Source organism: Streptomyces griseicoloratus (assembly GCF_014534645.1).
Classification (GTDB): Bacteria; Actinomycetota; Actinomycetes; order Streptomycetales; family Streptomycetaceae; genus Streptomyces; species Streptomyces griseicoloratus.
Window position 1 is genome coordinate 151,221 of record NZ_JACVQF010000189.1, and the last position, 18,155, is coordinate 169,375.

The 18,155-nt window shown below is 71.6% G+C and carries 15 protein-coding genes and 1 tRNA gene; 9 read left to right on the plus strand and 7 right to left on the minus strand.

Annotated elements, in window-relative coordinates:
* The first annotated feature begins 375 nt into the window (after nucleotides 1-375).
* Together H0H10_RS15985 and H0H10_RS15990 are read left to right on the plus strand one after the other, a co-directional pair.
* A complete protein-coding gene (locus H0H10_RS15985) occupies nucleotides 376-1,758 on the plus strand; it encodes an NAD(P)/FAD-dependent oxidoreductase (protein WP_188181623.1) in 1,383 nt (460 codons plus the stop codon).
* A 208-nt stretch (nucleotides 1,759-1,966) separates the two neighbouring features.
* Nucleotides 1,967-3,268: an SAM-dependent methyltransferase gene (locus H0H10_RS15990; RefSeq protein ID WP_188181624.1), complete on the plus strand. Its 1,302-nt coding sequence runs from the start codon at nucleotides 1,967-1,969 to the stop codon at nucleotides 3,266-3,268.
* A gap of 68 nt (nucleotides 3,269-3,336) precedes the next feature.
* On the opposite strand, the gene H0H10_RS15995 is transcribed toward H0H10_RS15990, so the two are convergent.
* Both H0H10_RS15995 and H0H10_RS16000 read right to left on the minus strand, forming a co-directional pair.
* Nucleotides 3,337-5,865, minus strand: a complete 2,529-nt coding sequence (locus H0H10_RS15995; RefSeq protein WP_188181625.1) for an ABC transporter permease — start codon at nucleotides 5,863-5,865, stop codon at nucleotides 3,337-3,339.
* A 43-nt stretch (nucleotides 5,866-5,908) separates the two neighbouring features.
* The gene (locus H0H10_RS16000) at nucleotides 5,909-6,679 is read right to left on the minus strand and encodes an ABC transporter ATP-binding protein (protein WP_188181626.1); all 771 of its coding nucleotides are present in this window, start codon (nucleotides 6,677-6,679) and stop codon (nucleotides 5,909-5,911) included.
* Between the two features lie 408 nt (nucleotides 6,680-7,087).
* Here H0H10_RS16000 and H0H10_RS16005 point away from each other — a divergent pair.
* From H0H10_RS16005 to H0H10_RS16015, 3 genes are all read left to right on the plus strand, one after another.
* Nucleotides 7,088-7,170: transfer RNA gene (locus tag H0H10_RS16005), tRNA-Leu, on the plus strand.
* A 174-nt stretch (nucleotides 7,171-7,344) separates the two neighbouring features.
* Complete coding sequence (locus H0H10_RS16010) at nucleotides 7,345-8,520, plus strand: 4-hydroxybenzoate 3-monooxygenase (RefSeq protein WP_188181627.1); 1,176 nt, start codon at nucleotides 7,345-7,347, stop codon at nucleotides 8,518-8,520.
* 152 nt (nucleotides 8,521-8,672) lie between these two features.
* Nucleotides 8,673-9,599, plus strand: coding sequence for a Bax inhibitor-1/YccA family protein (locus H0H10_RS16015; protein WP_188181628.1), 927 nt, complete (start codon nucleotides 8,673-8,675; stop codon nucleotides 9,597-9,599).
* Nucleotides 9,600-9,681: 82 nt separating this feature from the next.
* Here the strand turns inward: H0H10_RS16015 and H0H10_RS16020 are convergent, their stop codons facing one another.
* Nucleotides 9,682-9,912, minus strand: coding sequence for a DUF4287 domain-containing protein (locus H0H10_RS16020; protein ID WP_188181629.1), 231 nt, complete (start codon nucleotides 9,910-9,912; stop codon nucleotides 9,682-9,684).
* 102 nt (nucleotides 9,913-10,014) lie between these two features.
* On the opposite strand from H0H10_RS16020, the gene H0H10_RS16025 reads away from it, so the two are divergent.
* Nucleotides 10,015-10,326: a hypothetical protein gene (locus H0H10_RS16025; RefSeq protein WP_188181630.1), complete on the plus strand. Its 312-nt coding sequence runs from the start codon at nucleotides 10,015-10,017 to the stop codon at nucleotides 10,324-10,326.
* 15 nt (nucleotides 10,327-10,341) lie between these two features.
* Here the strand turns inward: H0H10_RS16025 and H0H10_RS16030 are convergent, their stop codons facing one another.
* The 3 genes from H0H10_RS16030 to H0H10_RS16040 all read right to left on the minus strand — a co-directional run bounded on the left by H0H10_RS16030 (nucleotide 10,342) and on the right by H0H10_RS16040 (nucleotide 13,786).
* Nucleotides 10,342-11,121 carry a hypothetical protein gene (locus tag H0H10_RS16030; RefSeq protein WP_188181631.1) on the minus strand — a complete coding sequence of 260 codons (780 nt, stop codon included), beginning with the start codon at nucleotides 11,119-11,121 and terminating at the stop codon, nucleotides 10,342-10,344.
* 284 nt (nucleotides 11,122-11,405) lie between these two features.
* Nucleotides 11,406-12,626, minus strand: a complete 1,221-nt coding sequence (locus tag H0H10_RS16035) for an acetyl-CoA C-acetyltransferase (protein ID WP_188181632.1) — start codon at nucleotides 12,624-12,626, stop codon at nucleotides 11,406-11,408.
* 134 nt (nucleotides 12,627-12,760) lie between these two features.
* Entirely contained in the window at nucleotides 12,761-13,786 is a 1,026-nt protein-coding gene (locus H0H10_RS16040; protein ID WP_188181633.1) for an SGNH/GDSL hydrolase family protein, read from the minus strand.
* Between the two features lie 160 nt (nucleotides 13,787-13,946).
* Between H0H10_RS16040 and H0H10_RS16045 the strand changes: the two genes are divergently transcribed.
* On the plus strand, nucleotides 13,947-15,335 hold the full coding sequence (locus H0H10_RS16045) for a cystathionine beta-synthase (protein ID WP_188181634.1): 1,389 nt from the start codon (nucleotides 13,947-13,949) through the stop codon (nucleotides 15,333-15,335).
* A 463-nt stretch (nucleotides 15,336-15,798) separates the two neighbouring features.
* Here H0H10_RS16045 and H0H10_RS16050 read toward each other — a convergent pair whose 3' ends face one another.
* Entirely contained in the window at nucleotides 15,799-16,221 is a 423-nt protein-coding gene (locus H0H10_RS16050) for a hypothetical protein (protein ID WP_188181645.1), read from the minus strand.
* A 200-nt stretch (nucleotides 16,222-16,421) separates the two neighbouring features.
* Between H0H10_RS16050 and H0H10_RS16055 the strand changes: the two genes are divergently transcribed.
* Nucleotides 16,422-17,264: a MurR/RpiR family transcriptional regulator gene (locus H0H10_RS16055; RefSeq protein WP_188181635.1), complete on the plus strand. Its 843-nt coding sequence runs from the start codon at nucleotides 16,422-16,424 to the stop codon at nucleotides 17,262-17,264.
* A gap of 114 nt (nucleotides 17,265-17,378) precedes the next feature.
* The gene (locus H0H10_RS16060) at nucleotides 17,379-17,963 is read left to right on the plus strand and encodes a hypothetical protein (protein ID WP_188181636.1); all 585 of its coding nucleotides are present in this window, start codon (nucleotides 17,379-17,381) and stop codon (nucleotides 17,961-17,963) included.
* Nucleotides 17,964-18,155: the final 192 nt, after the last annotated feature.

The window sequence follows — 18,155 nt, forward strand, 5'->3', positions numbered from 1 at the left end:
CGTCCGAGGGGGCTCTGTGCGCCCCTCGGCGACACTCCGTCGGGAAAGTTCGTGAAGTTCTTCACAAGGAATTGGGCCCGCTAGGACGACACGGGCGCCTCCGTTGACCCTTTTGGGGGCTCAACTGCCCTTTGAACGCGTTCAGGGCGGTGTGGCGAGAGCCCCCGGAGACGGTCGCCGGAAGGGGTGGTTCAGGGGCCTCGGCGAGCCGGAGGGGCAGCTCACGCGGCATTGACAACGGCGTGCACTACACGCTGGTTCCCTTCCGGCACCATGACCTCCGTCACGTGGGCGGCGGATAGTAGCACAGCCCCTGCCGAAGCTTGTGAAGGGGCGCACGAACGACCCCCCCGGGACGGGTGGATACTCGATGGCATGAGCACCACGGAGCGTCCCAGGATCCTCGTAGTAGGCGGTGGGTACGTAGGCCTGTACGCAGCTCGACGCATCCTGAAGAAGATGCGTTACGGAGAGGCGACCGTCACCGTCGTCGACCCCCGGTCGTACATGACCTACCAGCCCTTCCTTCCCGAAACCGCCGCCGGCAACATCTCCCCGCGGCACGTCGTCGTACCCCTGCGACGTGTGCTCCCCAAGGCGGAGGTCCTCACCGGCCGGGTCACCACCATCGACCAGGACCGCAAGGTGGCCACGATCGCCCCGCTCACGGGCGAGTCGTACGAGCTGCCCTTCGACTACCTGGTCATCGCGATGGGCGCGGTCTCCCGCACCTTCCCGATCCCCGGCCTCGCCGAGCAGGGCATCGGCATGAAGGGCATCGAGGAGGCCATCGGCCTGCGCAACCACGTTCTGGAGCAGCTCGACAAGGCCGACTCCACCACCGACGAGGAGATCCGCCGCAAGGCGCTCACCTTCGTCTTCATCGGCGGTGGCTTCGCCGGTGCGGAGACCATCGGTGAAGTCGAGGACATGGCCCGGGACGCGGCGAAGTACTACAACAACGTGTCCCGTGAGGACATGCGCTTCATCCTCGTCGACGCCGCCGACAAGATCCTCCCGGAGGTCGGCCCGAAGCTCGGCAAGTACGGCAAGGAGCACCTCGAGGGCCGCGGTGTGGAGGTCTACCTGTCGACCTCCATGGACTCCTGCGTCGACGGCCACGTCGTGCTGAAGAACGGCCTCGAGGTCGACTCCAACACCATCGTGTGGACGGCGGGCGTCAAGCCGAACCCGGCCCTCGCCCGGTTCGGTCTGCCGCTGGGCCCCCGCGGTCACGTCGACTGCGAGCCGACGCTCCAGGTCACGGGCACCGACTACATCTGGGCCGCGGGCGACAACGCCCAGGTGCCGGACCTCGCCGCCCGCAAGGCGGGCAACGAGAACGCCTGGTGCCCGCCGAACGCCCAGCACGCGCTGCGCCAGGCCAGGGTCCTCGGCGACAACGTGGTCTCCGGCATGCGGGGCTTCCCGCAGAAGGAGTACAGCCACGCCAACAAGGGCGCGGTCGCGGGCCTCGGCCTGCACAAGGGCGTCGCGATGATCGTCATGGGCAAGATGAAGATCAAGCTCAAGGGACGTCTCGCCTGGTACATGCACCGCGGCTACCACGGGCTGGCGATGCCGACCTGGAACCGCAAGATCCGTGTCTTCGCGGACTGGACGCTCGGCATGTTCCTCAAGCGCGAGGTCGTCTCGCTCGGTGCGATCGAGTCCCCGCGCGAGGAGTTCTACGAGGCCGCCAAGCCGGCGCCGGTCGCCGCCGCGCCGAAGACCGAGGAGAAGGCCAAGGCCTCCTGACCTCCGGTCACCCGTGACACGCCCGAAGGGGCCGTCCGCCATCCGTGGTGCGGGCGGCCCCTTCGGCGTTGCGCCGGACGGGCGACCAAATGCGTGGTGTGTACAGGCATTTTGCTCAGTCGTAACGCGTGCCGGGGACTGTACCCGGGGCCCACAGGTGTTTACGTGGTGATGGACATTCCGGGATCGCACGTCACGGAGGTACGCCATGGCTGATGCCGCGCTGCGGCTGCAGGGCCTCTTCGAACAGTTGCTGGGAGCACCGTTGCCGGTGCGCATCCGCGCCTGGGACGGTTCGCAGGCGGGGCCGCCGGGCGCGCCGACCCTCGTCGTACGACACCGCCGGGCCCTGCGCCGCCTGCTGTTCAAGCCGGGCGAACTGGGCCTGGCCCGCGCCTGGGTGGCCGGTGACCTGGACGTCGAGGGGGACCTCTACTCCGCCCTCGACCTGCTCGCCGGTCTCATCTGGGAGCGCGGGGAGGACGCCCGCACGCTCACCGCCGCCCTGCGCGACCCCGAGGTCCGGGCCGCCGTACGCGGCCTGGTGAGGCTGGCCGGTCCGCCGCTGCCGCCCGCCCCGCCCCGCGAGGAGGTCCGCCGGGTCCGCGGCCATCTGCACACCAGGCGCAGCGACCGGCGGGCCATCAGCCACCACTACGACGTCGGCAACGACTTCTACGAGCTGGTCCTCGGCCCCTCCATGGTCTACTCCTGCGCCTACTGGACGGCTCCCGAGTCCGAGGGCGGCACCCTGGAGGACGCCCAGCGCGACAAGCTCGAACTCGTCAGCCGCAAGCTCGGCCTGAGGCCCGGTCAGCGCCTGCTCGACGTCGGCTGCGGCTGGGGCTCCATGGCGATCCACGCGGCCCGCGAGCACGGCGTGAGCGTCGTCGGCGTCACGCTCTCCCAGGAGCAGGCCGCCTACGCCCGCAAGCGCGTCGCCGACGAGGGGCTGACGGACCGGGTGGAGATCCGCGTCCAGGACTACCGGGACGTCGCCGACGGGCCGTACGACGCCATCTCCTCCATCGGCATGGCCGAACACGTCGGCGCCGAACGGTACCTGGAGTACGCCGGCGACCTCTACCGCCTCCTCAAGCCCGGCGGGCGGCTCCTCAACCACCAGATCGCCCGCCGCCCCCAGCAGGACGAGTCCGCCTACAGCGTGGACGAGTTCATCGACGCCTACGTCTTCCCCGACGGCGAGCTGGCGCCCATCGGCACCACCGTCACCCAGCTGGAGCGCGCCGGGTTCGAGGTGCGCGACGTGGAGTCGATCCGCGAGCACTACGCGCTCACCCTGCGCCGCTGGGTCGCCAACCTGGAGGCCGGCTGGGACCGTGCCGTGCAGCTCACCGGCCCCGGCCGCGCCCGTGTCTGGCGCCTGTACATGGCGGCCTCCGCGCTCTCCTTCGAACGCAACCGCATCGGCGTCAACCAGGTCCTCGCCGTGAAGACCCCCGACCGGGGCGACTCGGGCATGCCGCTGCGTGCCCGCACCTGGAACTGACCGCGGTCCGTACGCGCAAGGGCCCCGCTCCCTCACGGGAACGGGGCCCTTGCCTGCCGTCCGTCCGGCTACTCCGTCTTGATCGCCTGGAGCATGTTCAGGCGCCCCGCCCGGCGGGCCGGCCACAGCGCCGCCAGGACGCCCACCACGGCGGCCAGCAGCAGGAACACGGCCATCCGGCCCCAGGGCAGGACCAGTTCGTACGTCGCCATCGTCGAGCCCAGCAGCTGCCCGGCCGCCCAGCCGAAGAACACGCCCAGCCCGACGCCGAGTACGCCGCCGAAGAGGGAGATCACCAGGGACTCCAGGCGGACCATCCGCTTGATGCCCCGGCGGTCCAGACCGATCGCCCGCAGCATGCCGATCTCCTGCGAACGCTCGAAGACCGACATCGCCAGGGTGTTGATGACCCCGAGGACCGCCACGATGACCGCCATGGCCAGCAGGCCGTAGAGCATGTTCAGCACCAGCGTGAACATCTGGGCGATCTCCTGGGAGATGTCCTTCTTGTCCTGGACCTTGATCGCGGGGTTGGAGCCGAGGGCCTTCTCCAGGCCGTCCTTCGCCGACGCCGAGGCCCCGTCGGAGGTCTTCACCATCACCTGCATGTCGACCGGGTCCGACTGGTGCGGGGCGAGCGCGGCGGTGTCGAGCATGATGCCGCGGATCATGTCGTTGCCCTCGTAGACCCCGGCGACGGTCAGCCGCTGCTTCTCGCCGTCCTCGTAGGCGACGGTGAAGTCCGAGCCGGCCTTCCAGCCGTGCTCCTTCGCGGTGTCGCCGTCCACGACGACCTTCGTGCCGCCGACCTCGAAGGCGCCCTGCTCGACCCTGAGGTCGGTCAGCTCACCGATCGTGGAGCCGGTCACACCGGTGAGGTACTCCGTCTCGCCGTCGATGCGCGAGGCCGCGTTGCGCAGCGGGCTGGTGGCGGTGACGCCGTCGGCCCGGCGCAGCTTCTCGGCGACGTCCGGCGAGAGCGGGTTGCCGTTCGCCATGGAGACCACGTAGTCGGCCTCGATCGCCGCCGACGCCATCTTGTCGATGGACTTCTGCAGGCTGCCCGCCATCACCGTCATGCCGGTGATCAGGGTGAGGCCGATCATCAGCGCCGAGGCGGTCGCGGCCGTGCGGCGCGGGTTGCGCACGGAGTTCTGCCGGGCCAGCTTGCCCGAGACGCCGAACAGGCGCAGCACCGGTGCCGCGGCGGCGATCAGCGGGCGGGACAGCAGCGGCGTCAGGATGAACACGCCGACGATCAGCAGCACCGCGCCGAGCCCCATCGGGGCCTGCCCGTCCGAGCCGCTCATCGTGGTCGCCGCGAGGACCACCGCGATGCCGGCGGCCGAGAACAGGGCGCCGAGCGTGTTGCGCAGCACCAGCGACTTGGTCGTGGCCTTGGCGTGCAGGCTGCTCATCGCCGCCACCGGCGGGATCTTCGCCGCCCGGCGGCCGGGCAGCCACGCCGCCAGCATGGTGACCAGCACGCCGACCGCGAGGGCCGTGACGATGGTGCCCGGGCTGATGACCAGCGGCCCGTCGGGCACGGTCGCGTCCAGGGCGCCCATCAGGGAGCGCAGCCCGGCGCCGATGCCGATGCCCGCGAGCAGGCCGACGACGGCGGCGACCGCGCCGACCACGAACGCCTCGATCAGCACCGACCGGGTGACCTGGCGGCGGGAGGCGCCGACCGCGCGCAGCAGCGCCAGCTCCTTGGTGCGCTGGGCGACCAGCATCGTGAAGGTGTTGGCGATGATGAACGTGCCGACGAACAGCGCGATGCCGGCGAAGACCAGCAGGCCCTGCTTCATGCCGCTCATCGACGAGGCGATCATCTCCGCCTGGTCGTCGGCGAGCTTCTGGCCGGTGGTGGTCTCGGTGACGCCCTTCGGCAGCGCCTCGTCCAGCTGGGCCTTGAGCGCGGCCTGCGTGACGCCCGCCTTCGCCTGGACGTCGATCTCGTCGTACGTGCCCGGCTTGCCGAACAGCTTCTGCGCGGTCGCCGTGTCGAACAGGGCGAGGCTGCCGCCGGCGGCGACGGTGCCGTCGTCGGTGGTGAAGACGCCGGTGACCGTCGGCTTCAGGACGGGGCCGTCGACCGACATCCGCACGGTGTCGCCGACCTCGTAGCCGGCGCGCTCGGCGGTCCTGGAGTCGATGAGGATCTCGCCCTCGCCCTTCGGGGCGCGCCCCTCCACCAGCGGGTACCGGGGGTCCTTGGTGCCCCAGTAGTTGCCGCCCCGCGTGCTGAAGCCGTCGCCGATCAGCTTGCCGTCCTGGTCGGCGATGGCGGTGAAGCCGCCGACGACACCGATCGCGGAGGCCGCGCCGGGGACCTCGGCGCTGCGGTCGAGGACGGCCTTCGTCAGCTCGGGCTCCTTGCCGACCCTGTCGCCCTCGGCGTCCTGGTACTTGGCCTGCACGGCGACGTCGACGTGGTCGAAGCCCTTGGCCGAGCTCTTCTGCAGGGCGTCGGAGATGGTGTTGGTGAAGACCAGGGTGCCCGACACGAACGCCACGCCGAGCATCACGGCGAGCACGGTCATCAACAGCCTGGCCTTGTGCGCGAGTACGTTGCGCAAGGCGGTACGGAACATGGGTCTTCTCTGTCCGGAGGTACGTGCGTGAGGTGAGGGGACGTCAGCTCGTGCGGCCCTTGGCGTCGAACCGCTTCATGCGGTCCAGCACCGAGTCGGCCGTCGGCCCGTACAGCTCGTCGACGATCCGTCCGTCGGCCAGGAAGACGACCCGGTCCGCGTAGGCCGCGGCCACCGGGTCGTGGGTCACCATCACCACCGTCTGCCCCAGCTCCCGCACCGAGTTGCGCAGGAAGCCCAGCACCTCGGCGCCCGAACGGGAGTCGAGGTTGCCGGTCGGCTCGTCACCGAAGATGATCTCCGGCCGGGAGGCCAGCGCCCGGGCCACGGCGACGCGCTGCTGCTGGCCGCCGGACAGCTGGGAGGGGCGGTGCCCGAGCCGTCCGGACAGGCCCACCATCTGGATCACGGAGTCCAGCCACTGCTTGTCCGGCTTGCGGCCCGCGATGTCCATCGGCAGCGTGATGTTCTCCAGGGCCGTCAGGGTCGGCAGCAGGTTGAACGCCTGGAAGATGAAGCCGATCTTGTCCCGGCGCAGCTTGGTCAGCTGCTTGTCCTTCAGGGAGCCCAGCTCGGTGTCGCCGATGCGCACCGAACCGGAGGAGAAGGTGTCCAGGCCGGCCACGCAGTGCATCAGCGTGGACTTGCCGGAGCCGGAGGGGCCCATGATCGCGGTGAACTCGGCCCTCGGGAAGTCGACGGAGACCCGGTCCAGGGCGACCACCTGGGTCTCGCCCTGGCCGTAGATCTTCGAAAGCTCCGTGGCGCGTGCGGCCACGGCGGTGGACCGGTCGGCGATGGGTGCGGTGGTCACGGGAAAGGCGCTCCTGTCGGGACGGCGGTGTGTTCGGCGGACGTCATCCATCGTCCCGGCGCCGGAGCGCCGTGTAGTCAGCCGCTGTTCCGGTTCCGGGGGGCGACTTCGGTCGGACGGAGCGGCCTCGTGTCATACCTGGGGAGGACGGGCGACCCTGAGCCGCGGCGTCGTCGTGGACGTACCGCGAGAACAGGTGGAGCGACCTTGTCGAGACGGTGAAATTCCGTCATTCCGCATGCGCGGCCCACCGCCGCACGCAAGGCTATTGGCAAGTGCGGATGGCCCGTTCGCGTGGCTGATGCACCCTCAGACATCAATAAAATAAGACAACATCGGTTCGCCCTCCCGCTGTTCGCAGGACGCGTCCCGATAGGCTCGGGACACTCGACGCGGAGCCCATGGCCTGCCCGGATGGTGGAATGCAGACACGGCGAGCTTAAACCTCGCTGCCCCTCGCGGGCGTACCGGTTCAAGTCCGGTTCCGGGCACTTCCGACGCCTTTGTCCCCGTATCCCTTCCTTCCAGGACTTCACCGCAGACCGTTGACAGCGGCGCGCGGCGGTCGGAAACTCACGTCAGCAGATGGTGAAGGAAATTTCACCACGCGAACAATGCGCGGAACAGCGCTCAGCGGCAACGACGCCAATCGAAGGGAACGACCGATGCGCACCACCGTCGGCATCATCGGGGCCGGCCCCGCCGGACTCCTCCTCGCCCGGCTGCTCCACAACGCCGGGATCGACTCGGTCGTCCTGGAGAGCCGGGACCGCGCCTACGTCGAGCGGCGGCAGCGCGCCGGGATCCTGGAGCAGGGCACCGTCGACGTGCTGCGCGCGGCCGGGGCCGGGGAGCGGATGGACCGTGAGGGACTGCGGCACGACGGGATCGAGCTGCGCTTCGACCGGCGGCGCCACCGCGTCGACTTCCCCGCGCTCACCGGCGGCAAGTCCGTGATGGTCTACGCCCAGACCGAGGTCTGCAAGGACCTCATCGCCCTCCAGCTCAAGGAGGGCGGCCCGCTCTTGTTCGAGGCGGAGGCGCTGGCCGTCGAGGGCGCCGGCACCGACCATCCGCGCGTCCGCTTCCGGCACGAGGGCACCGAGGACGTCCTGGAGTGCGACTACGTCGTCGGCTGCGACGGCTTCTGGGGCGTGGCCCGCAGGGCGGTCCCGGCCGAGCTGAGCCGCACGTTCGAACGGACGTACCCCTTCGGCTGGCTCGGCATCCTCGCCGACGTCGCCCCCTCGCACGACGAGCTGGTCTACGCCCGCCACGACCGCGGCTTCGCCCTGCTGTCCATGCGCTCCCCGTCCGTCTCCCGCCTCTACCTCCAGGTCCCCGCCGGCACGGACGCCGACTCCTGGAGCGACGAGGAGATCTGGGACGAGCTGGAGCGCCGCTTCGAGACGGCCGACGACTGGACGCTCCGGCGCGGCCCGATCACCCAGAAGTCGGTCACGCCGATGCGCTCCTACGTCCACGAGCCCATGCGGTACGGCCGCCTCTTCCTGGCCGGCGACGCCGCGCACATCGTGCCGCCCACCGGCGCCAAGGGCCTGAACCTCGCCGTCGGTGACGTCGTCACCCTCGCGCGGGCGCTCACGCACCGCCGGGAGACCGGCTCCGACGCCCTGCTCGACGCCTACTCCGCCACCTGTCTGCGCCGCGTCTGGCAGGCCGAGCGGTTCTCCTACGACATGACGACCATGCTGCACCGCGCCCCCGACGCCACCCCCTTCGACGACCGCGTCCAGCTGGCCCGCCTGGACCGGATCGCCTCCTCCCGCGCCGCCGAGACCGACCTCGCCGAGGGCTACACGGGCTTCCCGCTCGGGTGAACACCGTGCCCGCCAGTGAGGGGAATCACGGGGCCGCGTAGCGTGTTGCAGAGCACTGCCAGGGAAAGATCCTCCCCAAGCAGTAGGGTCAATCCTTTGCCGTTCTATTACTCTTGAGCCAAGGCTGCGCAGTGTGGCCATGGAGGAGTGAAATGAGGAGCAGAAACCCGGTCTTCTCGCGACGGGGGTTCAGCCGCGACAACGGCTACGCGGGCTTCAACGCCGCGCCGCAGGCCGGGGGTCCCGCCGTCGCCACCCAGGGCAATCCGTACGCGCAGGGCAACCCGTACGCCCAGCCGGCCGGTAACCCGTACGCGCAGAACCCGTACGCGCAGAATCCGTACGCCCAGCAGGACCTGCAGCACGGCGCGCCGCCGCAGGCGCCGGCCACCGCCGGACGGATGACGATGGACGACGTCGTCATGCGGACGGCGAGCACGCTCGGCGTGCTCGTGGTCACGGCCGCGCTCGCCTGGGCCCTGCTGCCCGTCGACGACGCCAACATCAACCGCTCCTACGGCATCGGCATCGGTGCCGCGCTGATCGGCATGGTCCTGGCGTTCGTCCAGTCCTTCAAGCGCAAGGCCTCGCCGGCGCTGATCCTGCTCTACGCGGCGTTCGAGGGCGTCTTCCTCGGCGTCGTCTCCAGCGTCGTCGACAACCGCATCGCGGACGGCGCGGCCATGCAGGCCGTGATCGGCACGATGGCGGTCTTCGCCGGTGTGCTGATCGCCTACAAGGCGGGCTGGATCCGCGTCAACCGCCGCTTCTACGGCTTCGTGATGGCGGCGGCGCTCGGCTTCGTGTTCCTGATGGCGGTGAACCTGCTGTTCGCCGTCTTCGGCGGCGGTGACGGCCTCGGCTTCCGCAGCGGCGCCCTCGGTGTCGTCTTCGGCATCGTCGGCATCATCCTCGGCGCCTGCTTCCTCGCCCTGGACTTCAAGCAGGTCGAGGACGGCCTCGCCTACGGCGCCCCGCGCGAGGAGGCCTGGCTCGCCGCCTTCGGCCTCACGCTGACCCTGGTGTGGATCTACCTGGAGTTCCTGCGACTCATCTCGATCCTCAACAGCAACGACTAGGACGCCGTACCCCGACACGGGTGACCGAAGGGCCCCGGGCTGCACGCCCGGGGCCCTTCGTCGTCGTAGCGGCAGTGCACGCCTAGAGCAGCTTGCGTGCGGCCCTCCTCAGGTCGTACTCGTGGACGATCGCCTTCGCGTGGCCGTAGGCGAGGTCGTATTCGTGGCGGAGCCAGCTGACCTTCTCCTCGAAGCGGAAGAGGGCGGGGCCGTCCTCGACGGTGCGCAACCAGTCGGAGATCTCACGACCGGTGCAGTGGGGGATGCGGGCGAGCAGGTTGCGATGGGTCTCCTCGGAGAAGACTTGGGACATCGGCGCCTCCGTACGCAAAGGGTGTAAGCCGGTCCTTCACGTCACCGTGCCTGAGCGTTCGCCCGTTGGCAACAGTCCCGGAGCGGCGCGTACGCTCGCGCCGTGGTTGATACGACGCCTCTGATCCGTGCCGTGGACGACTTCGCCGACCGGTTGAGGGCCGCTCCGCAGAGCCGGCTGCAACGCGGGGCCGCCGCCGAGGCACTGGAACTGGCCAGGGAGCTGGCTCGCCGCGCCCAGCTGGCGGAGGATCCGGACGCGGAGCCCCGCCGGATGCCGGACGCCGGGATGTTCGCGGCGGCGGACCAGATCACCGTCGCCGTGCACGACCTGGCCGTCGTCCTCACGGACGACGGCCAGGTCGAGGAAGCGGTGGCGCTGGTGGAGGAGGCGCGCAAGCGGGCCGGGGTGTGACGCCGGGCCGGGGCGCTACGCGGAGGCGATGACCCGGTCCGCCAGGATGTACACGCTCTCCTCGCCGCAGGAGAAGGTCAGCGTGTAGGCGCCGGAGATCCCGGAGCCGCCCAGCAGGTACGGCGTCTCGCCCGCGTGCAGGGCGGCGGCCAGGCGCTCCGCGGTCTCGCGGTGGCCCGGGGTCATGCACAGGGTCGTGCCGTCGGCGAAGACGTACACGTCGAGCGTGCCCAGCGGGCCGGGGCGGACGTCCGCGAGCGGGACCCGGCCGGCGGCCAGTTCCTCCAGGGCGGCGATGGTGCGCTCGTGGTCGTTCCCGGCCGGGGACGGGTTCGGTACGAAGTCCGGGTGCGAGGGGTGGCGGCGGCGCGCCGCGGCCAGCTCGGCCGACTCGGCCGGCTCCTCGGTGTCGGCGCCCGGCTCGGTCACCGGCTCCAGGCCCGCGAAATCGGCCTGGCGGGGCAGGAACAGCTCACTGTCGGCCAGACCCAGCAGCAGCGGCGCGTCCGAGGCGTCGCGGGCCTCCTGCGCGGCCCAGAACGCCCGGGCCTCGGCGAGCTCCCGCTCCCGCTCCTCCGCCAGCGCCTCGGCGACGGCGGCGCGTATCTCGTCGGCGTCGGCGGTGGTGCGCGCGGCCGGGACGCGGCCCCGCGCGGCGGCGGCACGGCTCTCGGCCAGCTCGGTGCGCAGTGCGGTCACCTGGCGGCGCAGCACCATGACGCTGCGCAGGACGGCGACGCCCACGGCGCCGGTGGCTGCCGTGGTGAGCAGCAGGGCGATCGGCATGGCGCTCACTGACGTACTCCCGGTTCAAAGTCGACCCCCGACTTCCTACATCAGCTTGAAGGGCGGACTAACCCCCTGTCAGTGCGTAACGTCACGAAACGGACAGGACTTTGGGCCCGGAAGGGGCGGGTGCGACTCGTCTGACCTGCGAAAAGCCAGGTGAGGGAGAGGTAGGTCACATCCTGGGGCAGATTGGGTCACAAAACGGCCCGGAACCCTGGTGCCTCCAGGGTTCCGGGCCGACGGGTCACGCAGGGTTCCGCAAGGGCTACCGACCGTCCTTCAGGGGCCGTTCAGCTCAGGCGCTCGATGACCATGGCCATCCCCTGGCCGCCGCCGACGCACATCGTCTCCAGGCCGAACTGCTTGTCGTGCCACTGGAGGGAGTTGATGAGCGTGCCGGTGATGCGGGCGCCGGTCATGCCGAAGGGGTGGCCGACGGCGATGGCGCCGCCGTTGACGTTCAGCTTCTCCAGCGGGATGCCGAGGTCGCGGTAGGAGGGGATGACCTGGGCGGCGAACGCCTCGTTGATCTCGACCAGGTCGATGTCGTCGATGGTCAGCCCGGCGCGGGACAGCGCCTGCTTGCTCGCCTCGACCGGGCCGAGGCCCATGATCTCGGGGGAGAGGCCGGAGACGCCGGTCGAGACGATCCGGGCGAGCGGGGTCAGGCCCAGCTCGCGGGCCTTGGTGTCGCTCATGATGACCAGGGCGGCGGCGCCGTCGTTGAGCGGGCAGCAGTTGCCGGCGGTGACGAGTCCGTCGGGGCGGAAGACCGGCTTCAGGCCCGCCACGCCCTCCATGGTCACGCCGGCGCGGGGGCCGTCGTCCTTGCTGATCACCGTGCCGTCGGGGAGCGTCACGGGGGTGATCTCGCGCTCCCAGAAGCCGTTCTTGATGGCCTCCTCGGCGAGGTTCTGCGAGCGGACGCCGAACTCGTCCATCTCCTGCCGGGTGACGCCCTTCCAGCGGGCGAGGTTCTCGGCGGTCTGGCCCATCGCGATGTACGGGTCGGGGAGCAGGCCGTCCTCGCGCGGGTCGTGCCAGGTGGTGCCCTCCTGCTGGGCGACCTCGGCGGTGCGGGCCTCCGCCTCGGCGAACAGCGGGTTGTGCGTGTCCGGCAGGCTGTCCGAGTTGCCCTTGGCGAACCGGGAGACCATCTCGACGCCCGCCGAGACGAAGACGTCGCCCTCGCCGGCCTTGATGGCGTGCAGGGCCATGCGGGACGTCTGCAGGGACGAGGAGCAGTACCGGGTGATCGTGCAGCCGGGCAGGTGGTCCATGCCCATCTGCACGGCGACGATCCGGCCGAGGTTGTTGCCCTGCTCGCCGCCGGGCAGGCCGCAGCCGAGCATCAGGTCGTCGATGTCCTTCGGGTCCAGCTCGGGGACCTTGGCCAGGGCGGCCTGGATGATCGTGGCGGCCAGGTCGTCGGGGCGCAGGTCCTTCAGGGAGCCCTTGAAAGCGCGGCCGATGGGGGAGCGGGCGGCAGAGACGATCACGGCTTCGGGCATCACGGCTCCAGGAGTGCGAGGGGCGGGCAGGGCTGGTTGGGAAGTTACCCGCACGTATGGCCCGGGTCACGGGTCGTGCGGTGTGACCCTGACCGCAATTTACTAAGCGCTTGCTTTCCGTCTGGGACCCGGGCCTACGACGGCTGCGCCGACGGCTCCGGCTCTGCCTCCGCCACCCGGCGCCGCCGCCGGCGCTTGAGCAGCGCCCACGGTCCACGCGGCCCCGTCGGCATCGCCGCCGCGACCTCCGTGCCCGCCTCGGAGGCTGCCTCGGCCGCCGCCCGGGCCACCGGCAGGAAGCCCTCGCGGCGCAGGGCGTCGGGGCGCTCCTCCTCCGCCGGCCACAGACCGAGCGCCGCGCACACGGTCGGCAGCACCGCCATCGCCGCCGTGGCGTAACCCTCGGCCGAGGGGTGGTAGCTGTCGGGGCCGAACAGCTCGCGCGGGTTCTCGGCGAACTCCGGGCCCAGCAGGTCGCCCAGCGACACCGTGCGCCCGCCCTGCTCGACGACGCCGATCGTCTGCGCCGCCGCCAGCTGCCGCGAGGCCCGCCGGGCCAGCCAGCGCAGCGGCTGCCGCACCGGCTCGATCGTGCCCAGGTCGGGGCAGGTGCCGACCACCACCTCCGCGCCCGCCGTGCGCAGCCGCCGGACCGCGCCCGCGAGATGACGGACCGAGCGGGTGGCCGGCATGCGGTGGGTGACGTCGTTGGCGCCGATCATGATCACGCAGATGTCGGGCACCCGGTCCGGGTCCGCCAGCACCAGCGCGACCTGCCGGTCCAGGTCGTCCGAACAGGCTCCCGGTACCGCGACCGACCTCAGCCGCACCGGACGCTCGGCCACCGCCGCGAGCCCGGACGCCAGCAGCGCGCCCGGTGTCTGCCCGGCCCGGTGCACGCCCTGCCCCGCGGCCGTGGAGTCGCCCAGCATCGCCAGCCGCAGCGGTGGCTCACCGGACGTCGGCAGGGTGCCGCCGTACAGCCCCTCCGCGTTGGGCACCCGGCCCGACGTGCCGTTGCCCACCCGGCGCCTGGCCAGCTGCACCTCCGCCAGCAGCAGCCCGACGGTGGCCGCACCGGCCAGTCCGATCCCGCCACCGCCGTAGGCCGCACCGGCCGCGATCCGCCGGGCCACCCTCGCCCTCGACATGCTCGTCATGCGTCGCCGCCACCTCCTCGAACCCGTACACCCAGTGCTTGCCCCGTACGGACGGTCGCCCAATCTCAACGGGGAGTGAACGACCGTCACGGGCCATCGGCAAGCCATAGGCTGGCGGCACCACTACGACCACACTCTTTTGCAGCATCCGGAGACAACGGTGCAATTCCACGACTCGATGATCAGCCTCGTCGGCAACACCCCGCTGGTGCGGCTCAACAGCGTGACCAAGGGCATCAGGGCGACCGTCCTGGCCAAGGTGGAGTACTTCAACCCCGGCGGCTCCGTGAAGGACCGCATCGCCCTGCGCATGATCGAGGCCGCCGAGCAGAGCGGAGAGCTGCAGCCGGGCGGCACGATCGTCGAGCCGACCAGCGGCAACACGGGCGTGGGGCTCGCCATCGTGGCCCAGCAGAAGGGCTACAAGTGCATCTTCGTCTGCCCGGACAAGGTGTCCACCGACAAGATCAACGTGCTGCGCGCCTACGGCGCCGAGGTGGTCGTGTGCCCGACGGCGGTGGACCCCGAGCACCCGGACTCCTACTACAACGTCTCCGACCGGCTGGTCCGTGAGACGCCGGGCGCCTGGAAGCCGGACCAGTACTCCAACCCGAACAACCCGCTCTCCCACTACCACTCGACCGGCCCGGAACTGTGGGAGCAGACCGAGGGGAAGATCACCCACTTCGTCGCGGGCGTCGGCACCGGCGGCACCATCTCCGGCACCGGCCGCTATCTGAAGGAGGTCAGCGACGGCCGGGTGAAGGTCGTCGGCGCGGACCCGGAGGGTTCGGTCTACTCGGGCGGCTCCGGGCGGCCGTACCTCGTCGAGGGCGTCGGTGAGGACTTCTGGCCGACGGCGTACGACCGCACCGTCGCCGACGAGATCGTCGCCGTGTCCGACAAGGACTCCTTCCAGATGACCCGGCGGCTCGCCAAGGAGGAGGGCCTGCTGGTGGGCGGCTCCTGCGGCATGGCCGTCGTGGCGGCGCTGCGGGTGGCCGAGCGGCTCGGCGAGGACGACGTGGTGGTCGTGCTGCTGCCGGACAGCGGCCGCGGCTACCTCAGCAAGATCTTCAACGACGAGTGGATGGCCGACTACGGCTTCCTGGAGGACGCCGGGCCCAGCGCCCGCGTCGGCGACGTCCTGAACGACAAGGAGGGCGGCTCCATCCCCTCCCTCGTCCACATGCACCCGGACGAGACGGTCGGCCAGGCCATCGAGGTGCTGCGCGAGTACGGCGTGTCGCAGATGCCGATCGTCAAGCCGGGTGCCGGTCACCCGGACGTGATGGCCGCCGAGGTCGTCGGCTCGGTCGTGGAACGCGAGCTGCTGGACGCGCTGTTCGCCAAGCGCGCCTCGCTGGAGGACCCGCTGGAGAAGCACATGTCGGCGCCGCTGCCGCAGGTCGGCTCCGGGGAGCCGGTCGCGGACCTGATGCAGGTGCTCGGCACGGCGGACGCGGCGATCGTGCTCGTGGAGGGCAAGCCGACCGGTGTGATCGGCCGTCAGGACCTGCTGGCCTTCCTCGCCAAGGGCGGAAAGTAGCCCGACGGGGCGGCGAACCCCCGGTGAACCGCGGGTGACCGGGGCGAACTCGCGGTGGACCGCGGGTTCCGGGGGGTTCGCGAAGTGGTACGAGCGCGTCACGTTCACGCAGCACACGCTTAACACGGGTCCTGCACAGTAGGGGATGTCGGCAAGGCGGCGGGGACACCTCCCAGGCGGGGAGGCCTCCCGCTCCGGCCGGCACCGAACGGCGTCACGGACTCTCCGGAGCGGCTCCCGGACCTCCAAGGACGCCACGGACGCGCCGCCCGGCCCTGGGGCCAGGCCCCGCGTCCCTCGCGGGGACCGCCGTCGTCCCGCCCCCCGGCGACGGGGGTGCGGCGGTCCCCGCGCAACACTTTCCCCCAGCGGCTGTCAGCCGGTGCGACCCCGGCACGACCCGGCGGCTGTCTGCCGGCGCGTCCCCGGCACCCGGCGTCCGGCCGCGCGCTGCGGCCCGGCGTCAGGCGTCCCAGTCGCTGTCCCGGTCCGGCCGGCGCCGGCCGAAGAGGCCCGGGTTGGTGCGGGCGACCTGCACGACGTTCACGCCGACGATGCCGGCCCACGCCACCAGCAGCCCGGAGAGGTTCCCGACGCCGCCGCCGATGGCGGAGAGCGGGATCGCGAGGACCAGCGAGACGATGCCGAAGCCGAAACGCTCGCCCCAGGAGTCCGTGGCCCTCGGCGACCGGGCATCGCGGGCCGCCGCCATCTGCTGCTCCGCGAGCTGTCGGCGCACCCGGCGCTCGACGGCGCCGTCGATGCGCTGGTCGACCTTCTCCAGGAACGAGTCGACCAGGGCGGAGTCGTACTCCTCGCCCAGTTCCCTGCGGGCCTGCAGGGTGGCGTCGAGTTCCTTCTTCAGGTCGGGGCCCTGCGCGTCCATTCCGGTCATGAGTCCCACGGTAAGGAGCCGGGGAGCCGGAGGCACGGGGGTTAGCCCCCGTTTTCACCCGGGGGGCGACGGGAGGGGCCGGGAGGGGTGCGGGGGCCGGGGCGTCCGGCCGCCTACGTGTGCGCTGCCCTTCGGCTGTATAAAGGTATGCAGGACTCGGGGAACGTGAATAGGTCGAGGGGGAGCACGTCATGAGCGGGACCGACAGCCCGGCCGCGCGGCTGCAGGCGCTCTTCGAGGGGCACCGGCTCACGCCGACCCAGCGGCGCATCGCGCACAGCATGGTGCGGCGGGCCGCCGACGTGCCCTTCCTGTCCAGTGTGGAGCTGGCCGAGCTGGCCGGGGTCAGCCAGCCGTCCGTGACCCGCTTCGCCGTCGCCCTCGGCTTCGACGGCTACCCCGCGCTGCGCCGGCATCTGCGCGAGGTCGCCCCCGCGGAGCCGGCCGAGCAGACCGGGTTCCGCAACGAGTACCAGCAGGCCGTGGAGGCCGAGATCGAGAACCTGCGCCACCTGGCGGAGGCGCTGGCCGACCCGGGGCCGGTGCGCGAGGCGGGCCGGGTCCTCGCGGGGAGCCGGCCCCTGCCGGTGCTCGGGCTGCGGGCGGCGGCGGCCCAGGCGCACGGCTTCGCCTACTTCGCCGCCAAGGTCCACCCGGACGTCCGGCTGCTCAACGAGGGCGGCACGATGATCCACGACCGCATCGACGCCGCCGTACGGGCCGGGGCGACGGCTCTGCTCTGCTTCGCGCTGCCCCGGCACCCGCGCGAGGTCGTCGACACGCTCGCCCACGCCAAGGAGGCGGGGCTGACGGTGGTGACGGTCGCCGACTCCGCCTTCGCGCCGGTCGCCAAGGTGTCCGATCTGCTGCTGCCCGCCGCCGTCGGTACCGGGCTCGCCTTCGACACGGCGTGCGCGCCGATGCTCCTCGGCCGGGTGCTGCTGGAGGCGATGTGTGACGACCTGCCGGACGCCCAGGCCCGCCTGGAGGAGTTCGACGCGAAGGCGGCGGCGCGGGGGCTGTTCGTGGAATGACCCACCAGCGCGTCGCCGCGCCGCAGTTCTCAGACTCGTCTCACCTTGTCCCGTTAACGTGCCTGCCCTGACGACCCTTCGGACGCTTCGCACATCTGGGACGGGAGGCTGAACGTGGCACGCGGAGGACAGGGGCTGGCTCGGGTCGCCGTCGTCGTACGGGCGGGGGCGGCGCCGCTGTGGTGGCTGGGCGTGTGCGCTGCGGGCATCGGCGTGCTGGTGCCGGGACTGACGGGACGCCGGATCGGCCTGCTGGCCGGTGCCGCGCTGTTCGTCGTCGCGGCGGCCGTCGTGGCGTCCGTGCGCCGCAGGAGGTACGCCGCCCTGGCCCGCTCGGCCGCCCGTGCGGGCAAGCACGACGTCCTCCAGGACCGCGCGGTGTCGGTGCGCAACTGGCGCCGGGGCCACCGCTGGTGGCTGCTGCTCGCCTTCCTCGCCGCGCTCGGCAGCGCCTTCGCGGTGCCCGCCGCCGGCGGCCTGCTGCTGGCCGGCTGCGGCGCGGGCCTGTGGCTGAAGGCGGCCTGGATCGGCCGCCGCGAGCAGGCCGAGGACGCCCTGCTGTGGGTCCGCGTGGACTGGCTCGCGAGGAACGGGGGCCGCCCGGCGGGCAAGGCGGTCCGGTCCTACCGCAGCACGGGCATCGCCGCGGGCGACGCGGCCCCGGGCGGCGCCAGGCGGAAGACGGCCGCACTGGTCTGACCGGGGGCGGTCCGGCCGGGGGCGCGGGGCCGCACCATCGCGCGGCCCGCCGTCCCGCGAACGGGTTCGGCCGCCGTGGTGAGGGCGCTCCGTCAGCGCCGAGCCCCGCGCCCCGTCGGCCTGTGCACGGGTTCGGCCGCCATGGTGAAGCCCGTCTGTCGGTGCCGGGCCCGCGCTTCGTCGGCCTGTGCA